The sequence below is a fragment of the Subtercola sp. Z020 genome, from assembly GCF_002931235.1.
Classification (GTDB): Bacteria; Actinomycetota; Actinomycetes; order Actinomycetales; family Microbacteriaceae; genus Subtercola.
Genome location: NZ_PSTT01000071.1, coordinates 133,483 through 153,222, shown reverse-complemented (window position 1 = coordinate 153,222; position 19,740 = coordinate 133,483). Strand labels below are relative to the sequence as shown.

The window sequence follows — 19,740 nt, the reverse complement described above, 5'->3', positions numbered from 1 at the left end:
GGTCGGGTTCGGGCGGGTCGGGTTCAGGGTCGGGCGGCAGCCTCGCCGAGACCGGATTGCCGGCTGCAGCGCTCGCCGGGTTCGCGGGGATGCTCGCCGTGGGCGGGGCGGCTGCCGCATTCACGGCGCGGCGACGCTCGGCGCAACTCGGGCGGTCGGGCAAGTAAGTCCGGCGGCCCCCGGCGCGCAGCGGAACCCGGTAGCGTGAGGCCATGGCTGAATACATCGGAAAAGAAGCAGAAGAGATCTGGGTCGGCGACGTGCACGTGGCGAACATCCGCCAGGAGAACGGGCACGGCGATCGCCCGTTCATCGTCGAGAGTCTGACCGGCAAGGAGCTGCACACCGCCGCCGACAGGCACTCCGCCGAGGTGTGGATAGCCCTCCACTCCGACACCATCACCGAGAACGAGCTGGGCTGAATCTCCCGCCTTTCGACCACAGACGAAAACGCCGACCCGCAGGTGATGCGGGTCGGCGTTTTCGCGTTGCGAGGATTTGACTCTATGCTGCCGCGCAGCTGGTGCGGAGGATGGGGGATTCGAACCCCCGAGAGCTTTCACTCAACACGCTTTCCAAGCGTGCGCCATAGGCCACTAGGCGAATCCTCCTGGCGAACCGTTCCCTGGGTGCAGAAACGGCCAAAGAGAATCCTACGGCATTACCGCCCGGTGCTCAGTACCGCACCGCGGCCAGAGCATCGGGAATCGGCGTGTCACCCGAGATCGCCTCGAACTGGGCGCCGATCGCGATGCCATCGACGATCGCCGCCGCGACGAGAGCCGCGACATCCGACCGGGGAATCGTGCCGCGCCCGGTGCTCTCGGCGAGAGTGACCTCGCCTGTGGGTGCGTCGTCGGTCAGGCCGCCGGGGCGGATGATCGTCCAGTCCAGCTGACGCCCGCGCACGCTCGCGTCGGCCTCCGACTTCGCCTTCAGATAGACCTGGAACACCTCGTCGGAGTCCGGGTCGAAGTCGTCGGCGCCCATCGAGGAGATGAGAACGTACCGGCCGATCCCCGCGAGTTCCGCGGCGTCGGCGAGCAGGATCGCTCCGTCGCGGTCGACGGTGTACTTGCGTTCCGCCGTCGAGTTCGGGCCAGCACCCGCGGCGAAGACCACAGCGTCAATGCCCTGCAGGTCGCGGGCGAGGGTCTCGGCATCCACCTTCTCGAGGTCGATGACGACCGGGATGCCGCCGGCCGCCAGCACATCGCCCGCCTGGTCGGGGTTGCGGATGATCGCCACGGCATCATGGCCCTGGCCCGACAGGAGGGTTTCGAGGTGGAGGGCGATAGCTCCGTGGCCGCCGGCGATTGCGATTCTCATGCCTCCATCCAACGCCACCCTCCGTGTTCATGCCAACTCCACGGTGTGCGGAACGGGCGAGCTTCGCATTCCCCGCCGGCGTCGTCTAAACTGGGTGACGGCTCCCCGCGTGGCGCCATCCAGGCCAACTCCCCCAGGGCAGAAATGCAGCAAGGGTAACCGGGCTCTGGCGGGTGCGCGGGGGGTCTTTTCTTTTGTGGTGCGCCACCTCGGACGCCTCTTCTCCTCCACAGCCGACAGACTGCTGACGATCAGTTCACAGGGGGTGCGCACTCAGGCGGGTCTCCCTAGGCTGGATTCGGCTGCTCCGGATGACCGGGCGGCCGTCACCGCAAGGAGAACCGTGGCTCGCAGTATCTACATCACCTCCGCCGAGGGTCACTCGGGCAAGTCCACGATCGCGCTCGGCGTGCTCGACATCCTCGGTCGGAACGTCGGCAGGGTCGGGGTGTTCCGCCCCATCGCCCGTTCGGTCAGCGAGCGCGACTACGTTCTCGAGATGCTCCTCGCGCACGACGGCATCGAGCTCGACTACGACGATGCCATCGGTGTCTCCTACGAAGAGGTTCACGCTGACGCCGATGCGGCGCTCTCGCGCATCGTCGAGCGCTACAAGGCGGTCGAACGGCGGTGCGACTCCGTCGTCATCCTCGGCTCTGACTACACCGACGTGGGCAGCCCCAGCGAGCTCTCCTTCAATGCCCGCGTCGCCGCGAACCTCGGTGCACCGGTTCTGTTGGTGCTCGGCGGCCGCGCAGGCCAGGGGTCGACAGAGACGCTCGGCCATTCGGAGGCGCGGAGCCCCGACGACATGCGGCAGATCACCGAGCTCGCCCTGGTCGAGTTGAAGGCGGCCCACGCCTCCCTGCTCGGCATCGTCGCCAACCGCAGCGACCCCGAGAACCTCGAGAAGATCCGCGACGCCATCGCCCGGGCCGCCTCCGACGCCGCCATCGGGCACGCCCTGCCGGCGCCGGTCGACGCGACGCGTGCGCGCATCCCGATCTGGTCCATACCCGAAGACCGGCTACTGGTGGCGCCGAGCATGGCCAACCTCGTCGAGTCGACGGGCGGCACCATGATCAAGGGCGACCCTCGCCTGCTCGGGCGCGAGGCGCTCGGGGTGGTCGTCGCCGGCATGTCGATGGTGAACGTGCTGCCGAGGCTGATGGAGGGCGCCGTGGTCGTCATCCCGGCCGACCGCACAGAGGTGCTGCTGGCCGCTCTGATGGCGAACGCCTCGGCGACGTTCCCGAGCCTCTCGGGAATCATCCTGAACGGTGGTTTCGAGCTGCCCGAGCCCATCGAGCGCCTCATCGACGGCCTCGAACCGTCGCTGCCGATCATCACGACTCCGCTCGGTACCTACGACACGGCCGTTCGCATCACCTCGACCAGGGGGCGGCTCGCAGCGGACTCGCAGCGCAAGTACGACAGTGCGCTCGCGCTCTTCGAGCAGTATGTCGACGGGGCGAGGCTGCTCGACCTGCTCGACGTCAGCTCGTCTCCGGTCGTCACTCCACTGATGTTCGAGTACGGCCTCATCGACCGCGCGCGTGCCGCCCAGAAGCACATCGTGCTGCCCGAGGGCACGGATGATCGGGTACTCCGTGCGGCGGCGACCGTGCTGACGCGGGGCATCGCGCGGCTCACGATCCTCGGCGAGGCGGAGGAGATCCGCTCGCGGGCAACGTCGCTCGGTATCAGTCTCGACGACGCGGTGATCGTCAGCCCGTTCGACCCGGAACTGCGCGAGCGGTTCGCGGAACAGTACGCGAGCATCCGGGCACACCGGGGCATCACCCTCGACATGGCGAGGGACACGGTGGCCGACGTGTCGTACTTCGGCACGATGATGGTGCACCTCGGGCTCGCCGACGGCATGGTCTCCGGGGCCGCCCATACGACGGCCCACACCATCCGCCCGGCGTTCGAGATCATCAAGACGCGCCCGGAGGTCTCTGTCGTCTCGAGTGTGTTCCTCATGGCGCTCGCCGACCGGGTGCTGGTCTATGGGGACTGCGCGGTGATCCCCGACCCGACCTCCACCCAGCTGGCCGACATCGCCATCTCGTCGTCGGAGACGGCGGTGCAGTTCGGCATCGACCCGCGCGTCGCGATGCTGTCGTACTCCACCGGCGTCTCGGGTTCGGGGGCCGACGTCGAGAAGGTGCGCGAGGCGACCGCCTTCGTGCGCACGCGTCGACCCGACCTGCTGGTCGAGGGCCCGATCCAGTACGACGCGGCTGCGGATGCGGCCGTCGCGGCGGCGAAGATGCCGGAGTCCGATGTCGCCGGGCGTGCGACCGTCTTCATCTTCCCTGACCTCAACACGGGCAACAACACGTACAAGGCCGTTCAGCGGAGCGCGGGGGCCGTCGCTGTCGGCCCCGTGCTGCAGGGTCTCAACAAGCCGATCAACGACCTCTCCCGAGGAGCACTGGTGCAGGACATCGTCAACACCATCGCCATCACGGCCATCCAGGCGGCGACCGACGTCGAGATCGTACCGGCTGCGGCGGGGGTGGCCCTGTGAGCGCCGTTCTGGTCATCAACAGCGGGTCGTCGTCGCTGAAGTACCAGTTGCTCGAGATGGAGGGCGAGACGGTGCTCGCGAACGGGCTCATCGAGCGCATCGGCGAGCAGGCCGGGTCGGTCAAGCACTCCGTGTCGGCTGAGGGCGACGAAGAGACATTCCGGAACGAGGAGCCCGTCGCCGACCACTCGGCGGCGTTCCGGGTGATGATCGATGCCTTCGAGCAGCACGGGCCGTCGCTGGCCGAGAACCCGCCTGTGGTCGTCGGCCACCGGGTGGTGCACGGCGGCAAACGCTTCTTCGAGCCGACGGTCGTGACCGACCTGGTGAAGATCAACATCGAAGATCTCTCTGACCTGGCACCCCTCCACAACCCGGCGAACCTCGACGGCATCACGGCGGCGCAGAAGGCGTTCCCCGACGTGCCGCACGTCGCGGTGTTCGATACGGCGTTCCACTCCACGCTCGCTCCTTCGGCGTACACCTACGCCATCGATGCAGAGCTCGCGGAGAAGAACCGGGTACGCCGTTACGGGTTCCACGGAACGTCGCACAAGTTCGTCTCCGAGGCGGCGGCCGCCTTCCTGCAGAGGCCTCTTGGCGAGCTGAAGACCATCGTGCTGCACCTCGGCAACGGGGCGTCGGCCTGCGCGGTCGACGGCGGCCGGTCGAAAGACACCTCCATGGGGCTCACTCCGCTGGAGGGGCTGGTGATGGGCACGCGATCGGGCGATCTCGACCCCGCGGTGCTCATCCACCTGCACCGCAAGGCCGGCCTCGGTTTCGACGAGCTCGACACCCTGCTGAACCGTCGGAGCGGGTTGGTCGGGCTGAGCGGCCGCGGCGACATGCGCGACGTGGTGGAGGCTGCGGAATCGGGCGACGACGCGGCGGCGCTCGCCCTCGAGGTGTACCTGCACCGACTGAAGCACTACGTCGGTTCGTACATCGCGGTTCTCGGCGGGGTCGACGCCATCGTCTTCACGGCGGGCGTCGGGGAGAACAGCGTCGCGGTGCGGGGGAGGGCGCTGGCCGGCCTCGAGCGGCTCGGCATCCGGATCGATCCCGAGCGGAATGCCTCGCCGGAGCGCGGGCCGCGCGTCATCTCGACCGACGACTCAGCGGTAGCGGTGCTGGTGATTCCGACGAACGAGGAGCTGGAGATCGCGCGGCAGTCGCTCTCGGTGATCTGAGGGGTGGTCTGGCTCGTGCGACGCGGGTAGGCGCGGTCGGTCGGCGCGGCCGTCCGGTGCAGGCGTTCGGTACGTCCGGCGAGGCGGCGCGGTGCAGCTGGGCGCGGTCAGTCGGCAATGAGGCGCTTGCCGAGGCTCACGGTGCGGTCGTTCGCGTACCCTATGGCCTCGTAGAACGCGATCACGCTGTCGTTGCCTTCGCGCACCTGCAGGTTGAGCTTCGGGCAGCCGAGGGCGATCAGCAGGCGCTCGGCTTCGTCCATGAAGGCGCGGCCGTAGCCCCGTCCACGGTGGTCGGGGGAGACCGCGAGGTAGTTGATCCAGCCGCGGTGGCCGTCGTAGCCGACCATGGCCGTGCCGATGACCGTGGCCTCGGCGTCGGATGAACCGTCGAGGTCGGCTCGGTCGGCAGCCTCATCGTCCACGCCGACGAGGAACAGCTCGGGCTGCACCGTCAGCTTGCGGGCGATGTCCTTGCGCGGGTCGTTCCACGCCCGCACGAGACCGCACTGCTCCCAGAGTGCGACGACGGCTTCGGTGTCAGCGGCGGCGAAGGATCGGATCTGCATCGTTCGAGCATAGAAGCTCGGCGACGGGCACCCAGAACCGAGCCCCGGGCATCCAGAACCGAGCCCTAAGGCCCGAGCAACTGCGCCATGCGGTACGGCATCAGCTGTCGCAGCACGATCGACGTCGACGTGCGCCGGATGCCCGGGCAGCGCAGGATGGCCTGCCCGACCTCGTACAGATCGTCGGCATCCCGGGCGACGACCTGGCAGATGATGTCATCGACGCCCGCCACAGCCGAGCATTCGATGACCTCGCGGATGCCGGAGAGGGCGGCGATCGTCTGGTCGAACGTCTCCTGGTCGACTTCGGCCGTGACGAACGCCCGGAGCGGCAACCCCAGCGAGACCGGCTCTATGCGCACGCTGTGGGCGCGCAGCAGCCCGCCCCGTGCCAGGCGCTCAAGGTGGGCCTGAACCGTTCCGCGGGCGAGCGCGAGCTTCTGTGCGAGCAGCAGCACCGGAATGCGCGGTTCGCTGTCGAGCGCTTGGAGAAGACGGCGGTCGGTCGCGTCGAGCGGGTCGCTCGAGCCGGGGAAGCGGGTGGGCATCGTGATGATCCTTCGCTGAGAGCTGAGCACAGGATTGTGCAGTCTGATCAGTCAAACTAGCATCGCTTGCGCAGATCGACTACTACCGGGTCTACTCGTGTGCATGACAGACCTCGCTCCTGCCCGCATCAGCGTCGGCGCCTACCTCGCGACCCGGCTCACGCAGCTGGGTGCCCCGCACCTCTTCGGGTTGCCCGGCGACTTCAACCTGAGCCTGCTCGACGAGATGCTGACTGTCGACGGCATCGAGTGGGTCGGCACGAGCAACGAGCTGAACGCCGCCTACGCCGCCGACGGATACGCCCGCATCCGGCGGGGAATCGGCGCCGTCGTCACCACGTTCGGCGTCGGCGAACTCAGTGCGATCAACGGCGTGGCCGGCAGCTTCGCCGAAGACGTGCCGGTCGTGCAGATCACCGGGATGCCCTCGACCTCCGCCCAGGCCGCGGGAGCACTCCTGCACCACACGCTCGCCGACGGCTCCTTCGACCACTTCGTTCGCGCCTACGAGCAGGTCACCGCAGCTTCGGTCGTGCTGAAGCCCGCCACCGCGCCCGCCGAGATCGACCGCATTTTGCTGACCGCACTCAACGAATCGAAGCCGGTCTACATCGGTGTGCCCGCAGATGTCGCGGTCGCCAGCGTGCCGGCCGCGAATCTGCGCGAGCCGCTCGAACGGTTCGGCAGCGCGGCTCGCCAGCTCGACCGGTTCGCAGAGGCGTTCCGCGAGGCCGTCTACTCGGCCGCGAGCGTCGGGGTGTTGGTGGGGCCGCGGGTGCATCGCCGACACCTCGAACCGATCATCCGTTCGCTCGCCGACGCCCCCGGCGTCTACATCGCCAGCCAGAGCGGGTCTAAAGCCGTTCTCGACGAGTCGCACCCGGCCAGCGTCGGCACCTACCTCGGCGCCCACACGCAGAGCGATGCCGCCCGCCGGGCCATCGATGAAGCGCCCCTGCTCGTGCTCGCCGGAACCATCATGAGCGACCTGCTCACCGGCTTCTTCACGCACGGCTTCGACCCCGACCGCGCCGTCGAACTCGCCCTCACCTGGGCGCGCGTCGGTGAGACGACCTTCTTCGGCGTACAGCTCGAAGACTCCCTACGCATCGTCGACGAGGTGCTGCAGGATGCCCGGCTCGACGCCCTCGAGCCGATCTCCCTCCCCGCGGCAGCCTCGGCGATGCCGGGCGACCGCGCGATGACCCGGCCGGCCGACGCCCTCGACCCGCCACTCTCGCACGCCGCGTTCTGGCGGCACCTGCAAGGATTCCTCGCTCCCCACACCACGGTCATCGCCGAGGCCGGCACCTCCTTCTTCGGAGCCATCGACCTGCGCCTGCCCGACGACTGCGACCTGCTCGGCCAGCCCGTCTGGTCGTCGATCGGGTTCACGTTGCCCGCGACCCTCGGCGTCTGCATCGCCGCGCCCGAGAAGCGCGCGGTGCTGCTCATCGGCGACGGGTCGGCCCAGCTGACCGTTCAGGAGCTCGCCACGATTCTGCACCGCGGCCACACGCCCGTCATCGTGCTGCTGAACAACAGCGGATATACGATCGAGCGGGCCATCCAGAGCCCGGATGCGGTCTACCAGGATGTCACGCCGTGGAACTGGACCGCTCTGCCGGCTGCCTTCGGTGCCGCCGATCGCGCTGTGACCGTGACGGCACGCACCGAGGAGGAGATCGAGGCCGCGCTGGCGCTCGCTGCCGCCACCACCGACAAGCTGGTGCTGATCGAGGCGGTGCTTCCGAAACTCGATTCACCGCGACTGCTGCGGCTGCTCGGTGAGGGGCTGTCGGAGGCGAACGCTCCCCTCACCACGGTTCCCGCGGCCGGGTAGGCGGTTCAGGGGGCCGTTGACTTCCACTCTGTGAGTACCGCGACCGATCCGCGGTTCCACTGCGCGGCGTAGACCTTGTGCAGAAGGTAGTCCGAGGCCATCGATCCCACATCGTCGGCCGTCATGCGCTCGGCAGACCCGGCGTAGAACGCCCAGACCGTCGCGTCGTTGGCTTTCGCGAAGAAGGTGTGGCTGATGATGTCGACTCCGAGCGGTCGCCCGGCCGACACCGGCATGTCGGAGGTATACCTGACGGCGTCGGTGCGCGTATCGACGACGACCAGAGACGACTGAGTGGAGACCGCCAGCGCATGATCGAACGGGTCGACTGCGATCTGGCCGGTCAGTTTCGCCACCGGAATGCTGCCGACTACAACGCTCTCCTGGCCATCCACGACCGTGACCCCGCTGCCCAGGAGGTTGTTCGGCACGTAGACCTTGCCCTGCCAGTAGTCGACGGCGAGGGTCGTGCCGCTGCCGGGGATGTTCAGCATTCTGCGGATCGGGATGCCGGACTCATCGAGGGTGAACAGGTTGTGCTCGGTGTCCATCACGAAGACCCGCCCGAGGAACGGGTCGACCGCCACGCTCGCGAGCCTCGACGACAGCTTCACCGAACTGCCGATGACGGCGCCCGTGCGGCCGTCGAGAACGGTGATCTTCGCTGCCGCGCTGTCGGTGATGAAGACCCGGTGGGTCTGGTGGTCGGAGGCGATGAAGTCCGCGGCGGGCAGAGAGATCGGTGCGCCGATAACTGTGTCGGTTCGGGCGTCGATGATCGTGAGCATCCTCTGGCCGCGATGCGCGGCATCGTCGCCGAGCACGAAGACGCGGTGCAGCGGTGCGTCGACGGTGATCTGATCGGTCGACGAGACGCCGGGCGTCGTGACGACGTTCGGTGTCTCTGCGTGGGCCGGCACTGCCGCGCCCAGCACCAGTGCCGTGGCAACCGCGAAGGCGCTCGCGGCTCGCAGAAAGCGTCGGTGTCGAAGTGGATTCATCGTGGGTTCTTCTGATCGAGAGGGCATACCTGAGAGAGTCGGCTGGCGCGTCGGCATTACGGGGGCGCATGCCCCCAGAGCAGGGGGGCGGTCGCGGGGTGGGCCCGCTGGCCTCGGGGTGGACCCGTTGGCCCCAGGGTGGCCCGCAGGTGCTGCCCCGCTGCGCACTGCCCTCTGCGCAGGGCGCGACCTTCCCCGCACAAGGCGCTTCGGGCGGACGTCTCTCCACAGGTTGGTCGCCGGGGGGAGCGGTGTCAGTGGTGGCGGATACGATTGGTGCCATGGTCACAGCCCTCTATCGTCGCTACCGGCCTGAGACGTTCGGCGAGATGATCGGGCAGTCCCAGGTCACCGAACCGTTGATGACGGCCCTGCGCACGAACAGGGTGAACCATGCCTATCTGTTCAGTGGCCCGCGCGGCTGCGGCAAGACGACGTCGGCCCGCATCCTGGCCCGCTGCCTGAACTGTGCAGAGGGCCCGACCGACACGCCCTGCGGGGTCTGCCCCAGTTGCGTCGAACTGTCGCGCGACGGGTCGGGGTCCCTCGACGTCGTCGAGATCGACGCGGCGAGCCACAACGGTGTCGACGACGCCCGCGACCTGCGGGAACGCGCCGTCTTCGCGCCCGCGCGCGACCGGTACAAGATCTTCATCCTCGACGAGGCTCACATGGTCACGCCGCAGGGTTTCAACGCGCTGCTGAAGATCGTCGAAGAGCCGCCGGAGCACATCAAGTTCATCTTCGCGACGACCGAGCCCGACAAGGTGATCGGCACGATCCGGTCCCGCACGCACCACTACCCCTTCCGGCTCATCCCGCCGGCCCAGCTGCTCGAATACGTGCAGGCGCTCTGTGAGATCGAGGGCATCACCGCCGCCCCCGGCGTGCTGCCCCTCGTCGTGCGGGCGGGTGGGGGGTCGGCGCGCGACACGCTGTCCCTTCTCGACCAGCTCATCGCGGGCTCCGAGAGCAACCGCATCGAGTACGAGCGTGCCGTGGCCCTGCTCGGCTACACGCACGCCTCCCTGCTCGGCGAGGTGATCGACGCGCTGGGCGCCCACGACTCGGAGGGCGCCTTCGGGGCCGTCGACCGCGTCATCCAGACGGGCCAAGACCCGCGTCGTTTCGTCGAAGACCTGCTCGAACGTCTCCGCGACGTCATCATCGTCTCGGCGACCCGGTCGGCCGAGGGGGCGGCGGCAGTTCTCCGCGGAATGCCGAGCGACGACATCCTGCAGATGCAGCAGCAGGCCGCGCTCTTCGGCTCCGCTGAGCTCTCGCGCACCGCCGACATCGTGAATGCCGCGCTCACCGAGATGACCGGCGCCACCTCGCCGCGCCTGCACCTCGAGCTGATGATCGCGCGCGTTCTGGTTCCGGCGAGCGACGACACGGCGCGGGGAGCGCTCGCGCGCGTCGAGCGGCTCGAACGCCGGGTCGGTGTGGGCGCAGACGCTGCCGTGACGGCTCCGGATGTCGCGGCCGGCGCCGCGGCGATGCCAGCCGTCACTGCGGCCGCGCCTTCCACGTCGGCCGCTGCCTTCTCGGCGCCGCAGGGTTCACCGGCTTCGGCCGGTTCGGGGGCTTCCGCGCTCGGCGGTGCAGCTTCGGGCGCGGCGTCGACCGCGCCGCCGCAGCGCGCCTACAGTATCGACCGGCCGTCGGGTTCGTTCGCCCAGGCGGGAGCGTCGCAGGCAGGAGCGTCGCAGGCCGATGTGTCTGCCGAGGAGGCTCCGCGTGAGCCCGCCGACACGTCGCACACCTCCCGGCCGGCTCCCGCGACACCAGCGTCGGCTGCGCCGACGGAAGCTGCGACGGCGCCTGACGGTGCAATGGCGGAGCCGGCCGCCCCCGCCGCACCGACAGCCGTCACCTTCCAGCAGCTCAAAGACTCCTGGCCTGAGATTCTCGAAACGGTCGAGAAGGCGAAGCGCACGGCCTGGATGGTCGTCTACACGGGTTCGGTGCGCGCCCTCGACGGAGACGTTCTGACGCTCACCTTCCCGAGCCAGAACGATGTCGACAACTTCCGACAGCAGCAGGTTCCCGGGCAGGGCGTCAGCGAGCATCTGCGCCAGGCGATCGTCGACGTGCTGGGCCTGCGGGTGAAGTTCATTGCTCGCGTCGATGCGACGAACCCGGCCGCGGCCACGCAGGCGGGTCGCGCCGCCGCGCCCGACGCCGCCGGCCCCTCCGCTGCCGCGCCCGCTTCGGCGAAGCCCGATGCAGTGCCCGTATCCTCGCAGTCCGACGCCGCGCCTGGTGCCCCGAGGTCCGATGCCGCGCCTGCTGCCCGGCAATCCGATGCAGCGCCCGCGACCTCGCGCAACGCCGCCGCGCCTGACACCCAGCAGTCCGCCGCCGCGCCCGCGTCCCAGCCGACCACCCGGACCGCCGGCGGGAATGTCCCATCGCGCCCCGGGCAGCCTGCTGCGCCATCACGCGCCGAGCAGGCCGCAGACGTGTCCGCCCCTTCCGCCTCGCGAGCGCCCGCAGCAGTAGATCCCGCATCCCGCGCTCGCGCGGGTGCCGCAGCTGCCGTGCGATCCGCTGCACCAACCGCTCCGGCCAGCACGACGTCGTGGCCGGTGGTTGCGATCCCCACCTCCGCGCCTGAGCCCGGCGACGAGCCGGTGCGCGCGGGGGCGATCGTCGTCGACATCCCGATGTCTGACATCCCCGAAGACATTCCCGAGGGTGCCATCCCTGACTACGACCCGACCGTGCAGTGGGCGGGCGCCGACGACGACATCCCCGTCGCTGCCGGCCCCTCCGATGATCCGATTGCTCCGTCGGGCTCGGCCCCGTCGCCCGGCCGCACCGGCGCTGGGACTTCGGGCGAGCAGCCGACCCAGCCCGCGGCATCCGTTCGGCGCCCCGTCGACCGGTCGGCGGCATCCGATCGCCCCATTCCGCAGTTCGGTGAGAAGCAGCGCTACGGTGAGGCCGTCGTGCGGGAGATCCTCGGCGCGAGCTTCATCGAGGAGCGCCCGGTCGCACCGCGTCGCGCGCCCGAGCGGGAGGGCTAAGCCATGTATGAAGGAATCGTCCAAGAGCTGATCGACGAGCTCGGCCGCCTGCCCGGCATCGGCCCGAAATCGGCGCAGCGCATCGCGTTCCACATTCTGCAGACCGAGTCGTTCGACGTGACACGCCTGGCCGAAGTGCTCATCGAGGTGCGCGACAAGGTGCACTTCTGCTCGATCTGCGGCAACGTCTCCGAACAGGACACGTGCGCGATCTGTCGCGACCCGCGCCGCGCGCAGAACGTCATCTGCGTGGTCGAGGAGGCGAAAGACGTCGTCGCGATCGAGCGCACGCGCGAGTTCCGTGGTCTCTACCACGTGCTCGGCGGCGCCATCAGTCCGATCGACGGTATCGGGCCCGACAACCTGCGCATCCGCGAGCTGATGAAGCGGCTCGCCGATGCGACTGTCGCCGAGGTCATCATCGCAACAGACCCCAACCTGGAGGGGGAAGCGACCGCGACGTATCTTTCGCGGCTGCTGACGACTCTCGAGATCCGCGTGACCCGGCTGGCCTCCGGGCTCCCGGTCGGCGGCGACCTCGAATACGCCGACGAGGTCACGCTCGGGCGCGCATTCGAGGGCCGCAGGCTGGTCGAGCAGTAGCATGCGGTGGCGTCCGCCGGCTCCCGGCCAGAAGGTCGGACCGTTCCCGAGCACGAAGCCCGCGGCGGTCGACGACGAGGCTGCTTCGAAAGGCTCGTCTCCCGGTGAGCCGTCTCTGGATGCCGCTGCTCCAGGCGCAGCGTCGGCGAACGACCCGCACCCGGCCGACCGCCACGATCACGACGGACAGCCGGAGGAGGCTTCGCGGAATGCTCATGGCCGGACCGACGTCGACGCGTCGGCCAACCCGGGCGCCGCCCCTGCGACGAGGTGGGCAGAGGCGGTCAGGGGCGACGAGGGCAGTCGTCAGCCGTCGACCGACCAGCCGGGGAAGGGCGAGCGATGACGAACAGTGCCGGGCCCGACGCGAGCACCCCCACCGCCACCGGAGCTGAGGCGGCGGCCGCGCCCGAGTGGCTCGGTGACCCGGCGCTGCTGGCCGCGTTCTGGCGGTACGAGCGGGCCCTGATGACGAACGATGTGCCCGAACTCGATGAGCTGTTCGCCCGGGGACTCGAGACCATCAGGAGCGAAGCCGGCTCGGCGCTCGTCGGCCACGACGCCATCGCGGCGTTCCGTGCCGCGCGGCCGCCGGTGCCCCGTCGGTCCCTCCGGCGGGTGCACCTCCGGCCTGTCGCCGAGGATGCGGTGGTCGTCGTTGCCGAATCCGTTCGGGCCGACCGCGGAACCGGAACCCAGACGCAGCTCTGGCAGCGCATCGACGGGCTGTGGGCCGTCACCGTCGCCCACGTGTCGACCGTGCCCGGGATGCAGTTCAGCGGCCTGAAGCTCACCACCGCCGAGGAGCGCGCCATCTGGGCGACGCCCGAAGACCGCCGCCCGCTCGTCGCCTCGATGGCCTACCCCGACGGTGACGATCGCGTGGGCGCCCTTGCGGGCATCCGGGTCGCCGTCAAAGACCTCTTCGCCATCGCCGGCGAGACGATCGGCGCCGGGAACCCCGCCTTCCGCGCCGGCCGCACGCCCGAACGATTCACCGCGCCCGCTGTTCTGGCGCTGCTCCGCCAGGGTGCGGAGATCACCGGGCTCGCGCAGACCGACGAACTGGCCTTCTCCATCGCGGGAACCAACGTGCACTACGGCACCCCGCCGAACCCGGCGGCGCCCGGCCACATCTCCGGGGGTTCGACGAGCGGACCGGCCTCGGCAGTCGCCCTCGGGCTCGCCGACCTCGCGCTCGGTACCGACACGGCCGGGTCCATCCGGGTGCCCGGTTCGTACACCGGGCTGTACGGGCTCCGCACGACGCACGATGCCGTATCCCGTGAAGGTCTCGTTCCGCTCGCGCCGAGCTTCGACACGGTGGGGCTCCTCGGCCGCGACCTCGCAACGCTCGCGACCGGCGCCCGCGCGCTTCTGACGACAGGGCCGGCCCGCGCCTCTCGCAGCGAGCCGATCACCAGGATCGTGGTCGATCCGGCCCTGGTCGCCCTCGCCGATGCATCGTCGCAGCTCAGCTTCCGGGCAGCCGTTCGGGCGCTCGGCCTCAATTCCGGAGCAGACGTCGTGCAGAGCGCAGGCCCCGAGGCCATCGATCCCGATGCTCTCGAGCGGTGGTTCGAGGCCTTCCGCACCGCGCAGCAGTTCGAGGCCTGGCAGTCGGACCGCACCTTCGTCGAAGCGAACCCGGGCGCGCTCGAGGCCGCGATCGCCGAACGGTTCCGGGTGGCCAGCACGCTCACAGAGCAGCAGGTTCTGGATGCCCGTTCCGTGCTCGCGCGCGCGACAACCTCCCTCGAAGCGCTCATCCCCGCGGGCTCGGCGCTTGCCTTGCCGGCGACGGCAGGCCCCGCGCCCGCGCTGGACGCCACCGCGGAGGAGATCGATCGCGTTCGGGGCGCCACCCTGCGTCTCACCTGCCTCGCCTCGTTCTCGGGGATGTCCGCCCTCACCCTGCCCTATGGGCGCGTGGGCACCCTCCCCGTCGGTCTCTGCGTGATCGGGGCCCGAGGCGCCGACCTCGCGCTGCTCGATCTGGCCTCGTCCCGCGCCTGACCTCGCGTCACCCTGACCCGGCCCCCTCTCGCGCCTGACCGGGCGTCGCACTGACTCGGTTCCCTCCCGCGCCTGACCGGGCGTCGCCCTGAACCGGCACCCGTGCGCCGCGGGCGCAGGCCCCGACCGGGCAGCCAGCCTCACCCGCGCGAGCGATCCCGCGTGCACCTCGATCGTGCGCTCAGCCCAGGCCTCACCACGCGATCTTCGGCAGCGCCGACACGGTGTAGGTCGCGACGGCGTCGGGCCCGGCCAGATTGTGCGCCCGCACCGTCACCGTGCTCGACCCTGCCGCTGTCGGAGTGCCCGAGAGCTGCCCCGTCGATGCGTCGAAGCTGAGGCCCGCTGGCAGACTGCCGACAAGGGAAAGGGTCGGCGCCGGAGTTCCGCGCGCCTCCACACTGTGGCTGTACCAGACGCCGACCGTCGCGACCCGGGGCGGCGCGGAGACGATGGTGGGAGCCGCCGGAGTCAGCGGCGGCGAGCCGCTGACGGTGCCGTTCAGCGGATTGGTCGCGAAGACGGTGCCCCGGCTCTCGTCGACCGCGACGCCCCGCGGTGCCTTGCCGAGCGGCAGGCTCATCACCGGGGGCGAGGCCGCTCCGACCGCGAACTGCGACACGGTCAGGCCGAGGCTGTTCGCCACGAAGGCGTTGTGCGTCGTCGGATCGATCGCCACCGAGCGCGGTGCCCGGCCCACGGCCACGGTCGACACGGTGGGGGTCGACGCCCGCACATCGAACCGCGAGACGGTGTCGCCGCGCAGATTCGCGACCACGGCGACGTGGAGGGAAGGATCGATGGCCAGGGCGCAGGGGGACGCTCCGACGGAGACGGTCGTGACGCGAGTCGTCGACGACCCAGCCGACCCCGACCCCACCGACCCCGACCCAGCAGACCCCGCCCCCGCAGGCACCGACGTGTCGTCTGAAGGCGCCGTCGTGACGACCGAGACCGTGTTGTCGCCCTGGTTCGTCACCGCCACGACGTGGCCGACGGCATCCAGAGCCACGCCCGACGGCTCGCGACCGACCGGCAGCCACTGGAGTACGGGAGTCCCGGCGGCGCTGTCTGAGTCGGTGAACCAGTACAGCCGGTTCTCCGACGAACTCGTCACGTAGACGGTGTGGCTCACCGGGTCGACGGCCACGGCCGAGGGGTTCTCGATCGAGACGAGGTTCGTGGCGGGAGAGGAGGGGTCGTCGGCGTCGAACGCCGACACGGTCGCCGAGTCGGCATTCGCCACGTAGACACGGCCGGCGACTGCGTCGAGCGCCAGCGCCACGGGATGCGTTCCGACCGTGACCCTGCCGATCGTCGGGGCGTCGAGGCTCCCGTCGAAGACAGACACGACGTCGCCGCTGGGATCGGCCGCGTAGACCCGGTGCGTCGCAGGGTCGACGGCGACCGCTCCCGGCGACCCGCCGACCGCGGTGACCGAGGAGGGGAACGCCGCAGCACCCAGCGGGCTGCCCAGCGTCACCAGGCAGGCGCATACAACCGCGCAGGCCGTTGCGCCGACGGCGACGCCGGCGCCGGCGCCGATTCCAGAAGTCGTGGCGGGCGGTTTCGAAAGACGACGCAGTTTCATGACGCCACATTACTGAGCATTACTCGATTAAACCAGACCCCAGAATCGGCACGACTAAGATGGGAACCCGCCTTTCATGTGATGTCGGGAGCACCCTTTCGTGAGTTTGATCGTCCAGAAGTACGGCGGCTCGTCCGTCGCCGACGCCGAGAGCATCAAGCGCGTCGCCAAGCGCATTGTCGAGACCCGCAAGGCCGGCAACGACGTGGTCGTCGCGGTGAGCGCCATGGGCGACTCCACCGACGAACTGCTCGATCTCGCGCACCAGGTGACGCCGATTCCCGCGCCCCGGGAGCTCGACATGCTGCTCACGGCGGGGGAGCGCATCTCGATGGCCCTGCTGGCCATGTCGATCCGCAGCATGGGCCACGACGCGCGTTCGTTCACCGGCAGCCAGGCCGGCATGATCACGGATGCCCGGCACGGCCAGGCCCGCATCGTCGACGTGACCCCCGGTCGGGTTCGCGACGCGCTCGACGAGGGAGCCATCGCGATCGTCGCCGGTTTTCAGGGATTCAACCGCGGAACGGGCGACATCACCACCCTCGGCCGTGGCGGCTCAGACACGACGGCCGTGGCGCTCGCCGCCGCCCTCGATGCCGACGTCTGCGAGATCTACACCGACGTCGACGGCATCTTCACCGCTGACCCCCGCGTGGTTCCGCGGGCGCGGAAGATCGACCGCATCTCGAGCGAGGAGATGCTCGAACTCGCCGCGAACGGCGCGAAGGTGCTTTACATCCGCGCCGTCGAGTACGCACGCCGGCACGGTGTGACCCTGCACGTGCGCTCCTCGTTCAACAACAACGAGGGCACGATCGTGTTCAATGCGCCGGAACCGACCGCCCCAGACGAAGCATCACCCGATCGAGAGAACAGCGAGAGTCCCGTGGAAGAGCCCCTCATCGCCGGAGTCGCCACCGACCTGAGCGAAGCGAAGATCACCGTCGTCGGTGTTCCCGACATCCCCGGCAAGGCCGCCCAGATCTTCAACATCGTCGCGAAGACCGGCGCCAACATCGACATGATCGTGCAGAACGTGTCGGCGGCGGCGACGGGCCTCACCGACATCTCGTTCACCCTCCCGAAGTCCGACGGCCAGACCGTGCTGACGGCGCTCACGGTCGAGCAGGAGGATGTCGGCTACCGCGGCCTGCAATACGACGACCAGATCGGCAAGCTGGCCCTCGTGGGTGCCGGAATGCGCACCAACGCAGGCGTCTCCGCCAAGCTCTTCACCGCCCTCTACGAGGCGGGCATCAACATCGAGATGATCTCGACGAGCGAGATCCGCATCTCGGTCGTGACTCGGGCCGACACGGTGAACGACGCCCTCCGCGTGGTGCACACCGCGTTCGGCCTCGACGCCGACGACGAGGCGGTCGTGCACGGCGGCACCGGCCGCTGAGCGCGCTTCTGCTGTCGGTACACTGGATGATCTGACCGAGGGAATGGGTGTCGTGGGTACTTCAGGGTTGAACATCGGCGTTGTCGGGGCGACCGGGCAGGTCGGCACAGTGATGCGCCAGCTGCTCGAGGAGCGCGACTTCCCGATCGCGAGCATCCGGTTCTTCGCCACGGCGCGCTCCGCCGGAACGACGCTCACCTTCCGCGGCGAGCAGATCGTGGTCGAAGACTCGGCGACGGCAGACCCGGCCGGGCTCGACATCGCTCTGTTCTCGGCCGGCGCCACCGGTTCGAAGGCGCTTGCTCCCGTCTTCGCGGCGGCCGGCGTGACGGTCATCGACAACTCGAGCGCCTGGCGCATGGACCCCGAGGTGCCCCTGGTCGTGAGCGAGGTCAACCCGCAGGCGATCGACGAGGCGAAGAAGGGCATCATAGCCAATCCGAACTGCACCACGATGGCAGCGATGCCCGTGCTGAAGGTGCTGAACGCCGAAGCCGGCCTCGAACGGCTCATCGTGAGCACGTACCAGGCGGTCTCGGGCAGTGGTCTCGCCGGCGCCGAAGAGCTCGCCGAGCAGTCCGTCGCAGCCGTCGCCTCCGGCAGGCTGCTCGACCTGGTGCACGATGGTGGGTCGGTCGAGTTCCCCGATCCCGTGAAGTACGTCAGGCCCATCGCGTTCGATGTCATCCCGCTCGCCGGCAACCTCGTCGACGACGGCTCGAACGAGACCGACGAGGAGAAGAAGCTCCGCAACGAGAGCCGCAAGATCCTCGAACTGCCTGATCTGCTGGTCAGCGGTACCTGCGTGCGCGTGCCTGTCTTCACGGGCCACTCCCTCTCGATCAACGCCGAATTCTCGCGGCCGCTGAGCCCCGAGCGGGCGACCGAGCTGCTCTCGGGCGCCCCCGGCGTCGAGTTGGTGGATGTTCCCACCCCGCTTCAGGCCGCCGGCAACGACCCGAGCTACGTGGGTCGCATCCGGCGCGATGAGGGTGTTCCGAACGGGCGCGGTATCGCCCTGTTCATCAGCAATGACAATCTCCGGAAGGGCGCCGCGCTGAACGCCGTGCAGATCGCCGAGATCTTCGCGGAGCGGGCTTCGGCGTCTGACTACCGGCAGAACGCGCCAGCCGCCACAATAGGAGCATGACCGACTCAGGCACCTCCGGCCCCGACGTGCGACTCTCGAATGCCGAGCGTGACGAGGCGGTCGCCCGCCTGAACGCGAACCAGCGCGACGGTCGGCTGAGCGAGGCCGAGTTCGACGAACGCACCGCCGCCGTGCGGAAGGCCGTGCTGCGCTCCGACCTCGCCCCGCTGTTCCGTGACCTCCCGGCCGACCCGTACGCCTCCGGCGCATCGGTGCCGGGGTCGGCACAGGCATCCGCGCCCTCCGAGGCACCCGCTGCCTGGGGCTCGACAGCGGACGCGTCGACGCCCATGAAGTCCCCGTCGATCGACGATCCTGCCCCGCGGGCGGGCGGGCGTTCGCCGGGCCTGCTCATCGTCTCCCTCGCCCCGTTCGTCGCCCTCGTGCTCTTCCTCATCACGAGTTGGCTCTTCGGCTGGGAGTACAGCTGGCTCTGGTTCATCCTGATACCCGTGGCCGGGGTGATCGTCTACGGCGGAGGATGGTCGAATCGGTCGCAGCGGTGACCGGCCGACGGCACTGTACAGAGTGAGTATTTCTCAGCTAAGCTGACACGGTCATGGAACCTCTCCTCATCGTCGCCATCGTTCTGGCCTGCCTCGTCGGGTGGGTCATCGTCTCCCTCACGGCCGCCTTCATCTTCGGCCGTGTCATCGGTCGCGCCGACGACGAGCGGCGCGCGAAGCGCTCAGCCCGGTCGCGCTCTGCGGCGTACGGTTCACGCTCCGCACGCACCGCTCGCTCCGTCGTCGAGGTGGTGGGCGCGCGGGATGCAGGGCCGCCCTCGCCCGAGACGGGCAGGCGCGACGCGCCGCTGTGGGGCGCGCCACCGACGTTCACCCAATCGGGTGTGCTCACCGACCAGGTGCCCCCCGAACGGGCTACGCTGCGCTGAAGACCGCCACCACGGTGGTCGGTCAC

17 protein-coding genes, 1 tRNA gene and 1 other RNA gene are annotated in these 19,740 nt (G+C 69.5%); 13 read left to right on the top strand and 6 right to left on the bottom strand.

Annotation, left to right across the window (positions count from 1 at the left end; translation table 11 throughout):
• Positions 1-212 precede the first annotated feature (212 nt).
• Positions 213-422 carry a hypothetical protein gene (locus tag C5B96_RS09895; RefSeq protein WP_104245198.1) on the top strand — a complete coding sequence of 70 codons (210 nt, stop codon included), beginning with the start codon at positions 213-215 and terminating at the stop codon, positions 420-422.
• Between the two features lie 104 nt (positions 423-526).
• Here the strand turns inward: C5B96_RS09895 and C5B96_RS09890 are convergent.
• Both C5B96_RS09890 and C5B96_RS09885 read right to left on the bottom strand, forming a co-directional pair.
• Positions 527-611 (bottom strand) — tRNA-Ser (locus tag C5B96_RS09890).
• Between the two features lie 64 nt (positions 612-675).
• On the bottom strand, positions 676-1,329 hold the full coding sequence (locus C5B96_RS09885; protein ID WP_104245197.1) for an SDR family oxidoreductase: 654 nt from the start codon (positions 1,327-1,329) through the stop codon (positions 676-678).
• A gap of 96 nt (positions 1,330-1,425) precedes the next feature.
• Between C5B96_RS09885 and ffs the strand changes: the two genes are divergently transcribed.
• The 3 genes from ffs to C5B96_RS09870 all read left to right on the top strand — a co-directional run bounded on the left by ffs (position 1,426) and on the right by C5B96_RS09870 (position 5,058).
• An RNA gene (ffs, locus tag C5B96_RS09880) (signal recognition particle sRNA small type) lies at positions 1,426-1,522 on the top strand.
• 150 nt (positions 1,523-1,672) lie between these two features.
• On the top strand, positions 1,673-3,865 hold the full coding sequence (gene pta, locus C5B96_RS09875; protein ID WP_104245196.1) for a phosphate acetyltransferase: 2,193 nt from the start codon (positions 1,673-1,675) through the stop codon (positions 3,863-3,865).
• Positions 3,862-5,058 (top strand): acetate/propionate family kinase, encoded by a 1,197-nt coding sequence (locus C5B96_RS09870; RefSeq protein WP_104245195.1) that lies wholly within the window; start codon positions 3,862-3,864, stop codon positions 5,056-5,058. The genes pta and C5B96_RS09870 overlap by 4 nt, the downstream gene beginning before the upstream one ends.
• Before the next feature lie 107 nt (positions 5,059-5,165).
• Here C5B96_RS09870 and C5B96_RS09865 read toward each other — a convergent pair whose 3' ends face one another.
• Both C5B96_RS09865 and C5B96_RS09860 read right to left on the bottom strand, forming a co-directional pair.
• Positions 5,166-5,627 carry a GNAT family acetyltransferase gene (locus C5B96_RS09865; RefSeq protein ID WP_104245194.1) on the bottom strand — a complete coding sequence of 154 codons (462 nt, stop codon included), beginning with the start codon at positions 5,625-5,627 and terminating at the stop codon, positions 5,166-5,168.
• A gap of 65 nt (positions 5,628-5,692) precedes the next feature.
• Complete coding sequence (locus C5B96_RS09860; protein WP_104245193.1) at positions 5,693-6,175, bottom strand: Lrp/AsnC family transcriptional regulator; 483 nt, start codon at positions 6,173-6,175, stop codon at positions 5,693-5,695.
• A 103-nt stretch (positions 6,176-6,278) separates the two neighbouring features.
• Here C5B96_RS09860 and C5B96_RS09855 point away from each other — a divergent pair, with 103 nt between their 5' ends.
• Complete coding sequence (locus C5B96_RS09855) at positions 6,279-8,018, top strand: alpha-keto acid decarboxylase family protein (protein WP_104245192.1); 1,740 nt, start codon at positions 6,279-6,281, stop codon at positions 8,016-8,018.
• A gap of 5 nt (positions 8,019-8,023) precedes the next feature.
• Here C5B96_RS09855 and C5B96_RS09850 read toward each other — a convergent pair whose 3' ends face one another.
• Entirely contained in the window at positions 8,024-9,019 is a 996-nt protein-coding gene (locus C5B96_RS09850) for a YncE family protein (protein WP_104245191.1), read from the bottom strand.
• A gap of 281 nt (positions 9,020-9,300) precedes the next feature.
• Here C5B96_RS09850 and C5B96_RS09845 point away from each other — a divergent pair, with 281 nt between their 5' ends.
• The 4 genes from C5B96_RS09845 to C5B96_RS09830 are packed head-to-tail and all read left to right on the top strand — an operon-like array spanning position 9,301 to position 14,670.
• Positions 9,301-12,051, top strand: coding sequence for a DNA polymerase III subunit gamma and tau (locus C5B96_RS09845; RefSeq protein ID WP_104245190.1), 2,751 nt, complete (start codon positions 9,301-9,303; stop codon positions 12,049-12,051).
• Between the two features lie 3 nt (positions 12,052-12,054).
• Positions 12,055-12,654, top strand: a complete 600-nt coding sequence (gene recR, locus C5B96_RS09840; RefSeq protein ID WP_104245189.1) for a recombination mediator RecR — start codon at positions 12,055-12,057, stop codon at positions 12,652-12,654.
• Between the two features lies 1 nt (position 12,655).
• On the top strand, positions 12,656-13,000 hold the full coding sequence (locus C5B96_RS09835; RefSeq protein ID WP_104245188.1) for a hypothetical protein: 345 nt from the start codon (positions 12,656-12,658) through the stop codon (positions 12,998-13,000).
• On the top strand, positions 12,997-14,670 hold the full coding sequence (locus tag C5B96_RS09830; protein WP_104245187.1) for an AtzH-like domain-containing protein: 1,674 nt from the start codon (positions 12,997-12,999) through the stop codon (positions 14,668-14,670). The genes C5B96_RS09835 and C5B96_RS09830 overlap by 4 nt, the downstream gene beginning before the upstream one ends.
• A 193-nt stretch (positions 14,671-14,863) precedes the next feature.
• Here C5B96_RS09830 and C5B96_RS09825 read toward each other — a convergent pair whose 3' ends face one another.
• Positions 14,864-16,261: a putative Ig domain-containing protein gene (locus C5B96_RS09825; RefSeq protein WP_146078144.1), complete on the bottom strand. Its 1,398-nt coding sequence runs from the start codon at positions 16,259-16,261 to the stop codon at positions 14,864-14,866.
• A gap of 100 nt (positions 16,262-16,361) precedes the next feature.
• On the opposite strand from C5B96_RS09825, the gene C5B96_RS09820 reads away from it, so the two are divergent.
• From C5B96_RS09820 to C5B96_RS17375, 4 genes are read left to right on the top strand one after another with little or no spacing between them, the layout of a single operon-like run.
• Complete coding sequence (locus C5B96_RS09820; RefSeq protein WP_104245185.1) at positions 16,362-17,669, top strand: aspartate kinase; 1,308 nt, start codon at positions 16,362-16,364, stop codon at positions 17,667-17,669.
• A 43-nt stretch (positions 17,670-17,712) separates the two neighbouring features.
• On the top strand, positions 17,713-18,819 hold the full coding sequence (locus C5B96_RS09815) for an aspartate-semialdehyde dehydrogenase (protein WP_104245184.1): 1,107 nt from the start codon (positions 17,713-17,715) through the stop codon (positions 18,817-18,819).
• Positions 18,816-19,325, top strand: a complete 510-nt coding sequence (locus tag C5B96_RS09810) for a DUF1707 domain-containing protein (protein WP_104245183.1) — start codon at positions 18,816-18,818, stop codon at positions 19,323-19,325. The genes C5B96_RS09815 and C5B96_RS09810 overlap by 4 nt, the downstream gene beginning before the upstream one ends.
• Positions 19,326-19,378: 53 nt before the next feature.
• Entirely contained in the window at positions 19,379-19,714 is a 336-nt protein-coding gene (locus C5B96_RS17375; protein ID WP_158507160.1) for a hypothetical protein, read from the top strand.
• Positions 19,715-19,740: the final 26 nt, after the last annotated feature.

Coding starts and splice junctions, on each gene's coding strand:
- C5B96_RS09855 (WP_104245192.1), top strand. CDS start 6,279: ATGACAGACCTCGCTCCTGCCCGCATCAGCGTCGGCGCCTACCTCGCG.
- C5B96_RS09860 (WP_104245193.1), bottom strand. CDS start 6,175: ATGCCCACCCGCTTCCCCGGCTCGAGCGACCCGCTCGACGCGACCGAC.
- C5B96_RS09810 (WP_104245183.1), top strand. CDS start 18,816: ATGACCGACTCAGGCACCTCCGGCCCCGACGTGCGACTCTCGAATGCC.
- C5B96_RS09845 (WP_104245190.1), top strand. CDS start 9,301: ATGGTCACAGCCCTCTATCGTCGCTACCGGCCTGAGACGTTCGGCGAG.
- C5B96_RS09830 (WP_104245187.1), top strand. CDS start 12,997: ATGACGAACAGTGCCGGGCCCGACGCGAGCACCCCCACCGCCACCGGA.
- C5B96_RS09815 (WP_104245184.1), top strand. CDS start 17,713: ATGGGTGTCGTGGGTACTTCAGGGTTGAACATCGGCGTTGTCGGGGCG.
- recR (WP_104245189.1), top strand. CDS start 12,055: ATGTATGAAGGAATCGTCCAAGAGCTGATCGACGAGCTCGGCCGCCTG.
- C5B96_RS09850 (WP_104245191.1), bottom strand. CDS start 9,019: ATGAATCCACTTCGACACCGACGCTTTCTGCGAGCCGCGAGCGCCTTC.
- C5B96_RS09835 (WP_104245188.1), top strand. CDS start 12,656: ATGCGGTGGCGTCCGCCGGCTCCCGGCCAGAAGGTCGGACCGTTCCCG.
- C5B96_RS17375 (WP_158507160.1), top strand. CDS start 19,379: ATGGAACCTCTCCTCATCGTCGCCATCGTTCTGGCCTGCCTCGTCGGG.
- C5B96_RS09865 (WP_104245194.1), bottom strand. CDS start 5,627: ATGCAGATCCGATCCTTCGCCGCCGCTGACACCGAAGCCGTCGTCGCA.
- C5B96_RS09825 (WP_146078144.1), bottom strand. CDS start 16,261: ATGAAACTGCGTCGTCTTTCGAAACCGCCCGCCACGACTTCTGGAATC.
- C5B96_RS09885 (WP_104245197.1), bottom strand. CDS start 1,329: ATGAGAATCGCAATCGCCGGCGGCCACGGAGCTATCGCCCTCCACCTC.
- C5B96_RS09895 (WP_104245198.1), top strand. CDS start 213: ATGGCTGAATACATCGGAAAAGAAGCAGAAGAGATCTGGGTCGGCGAC.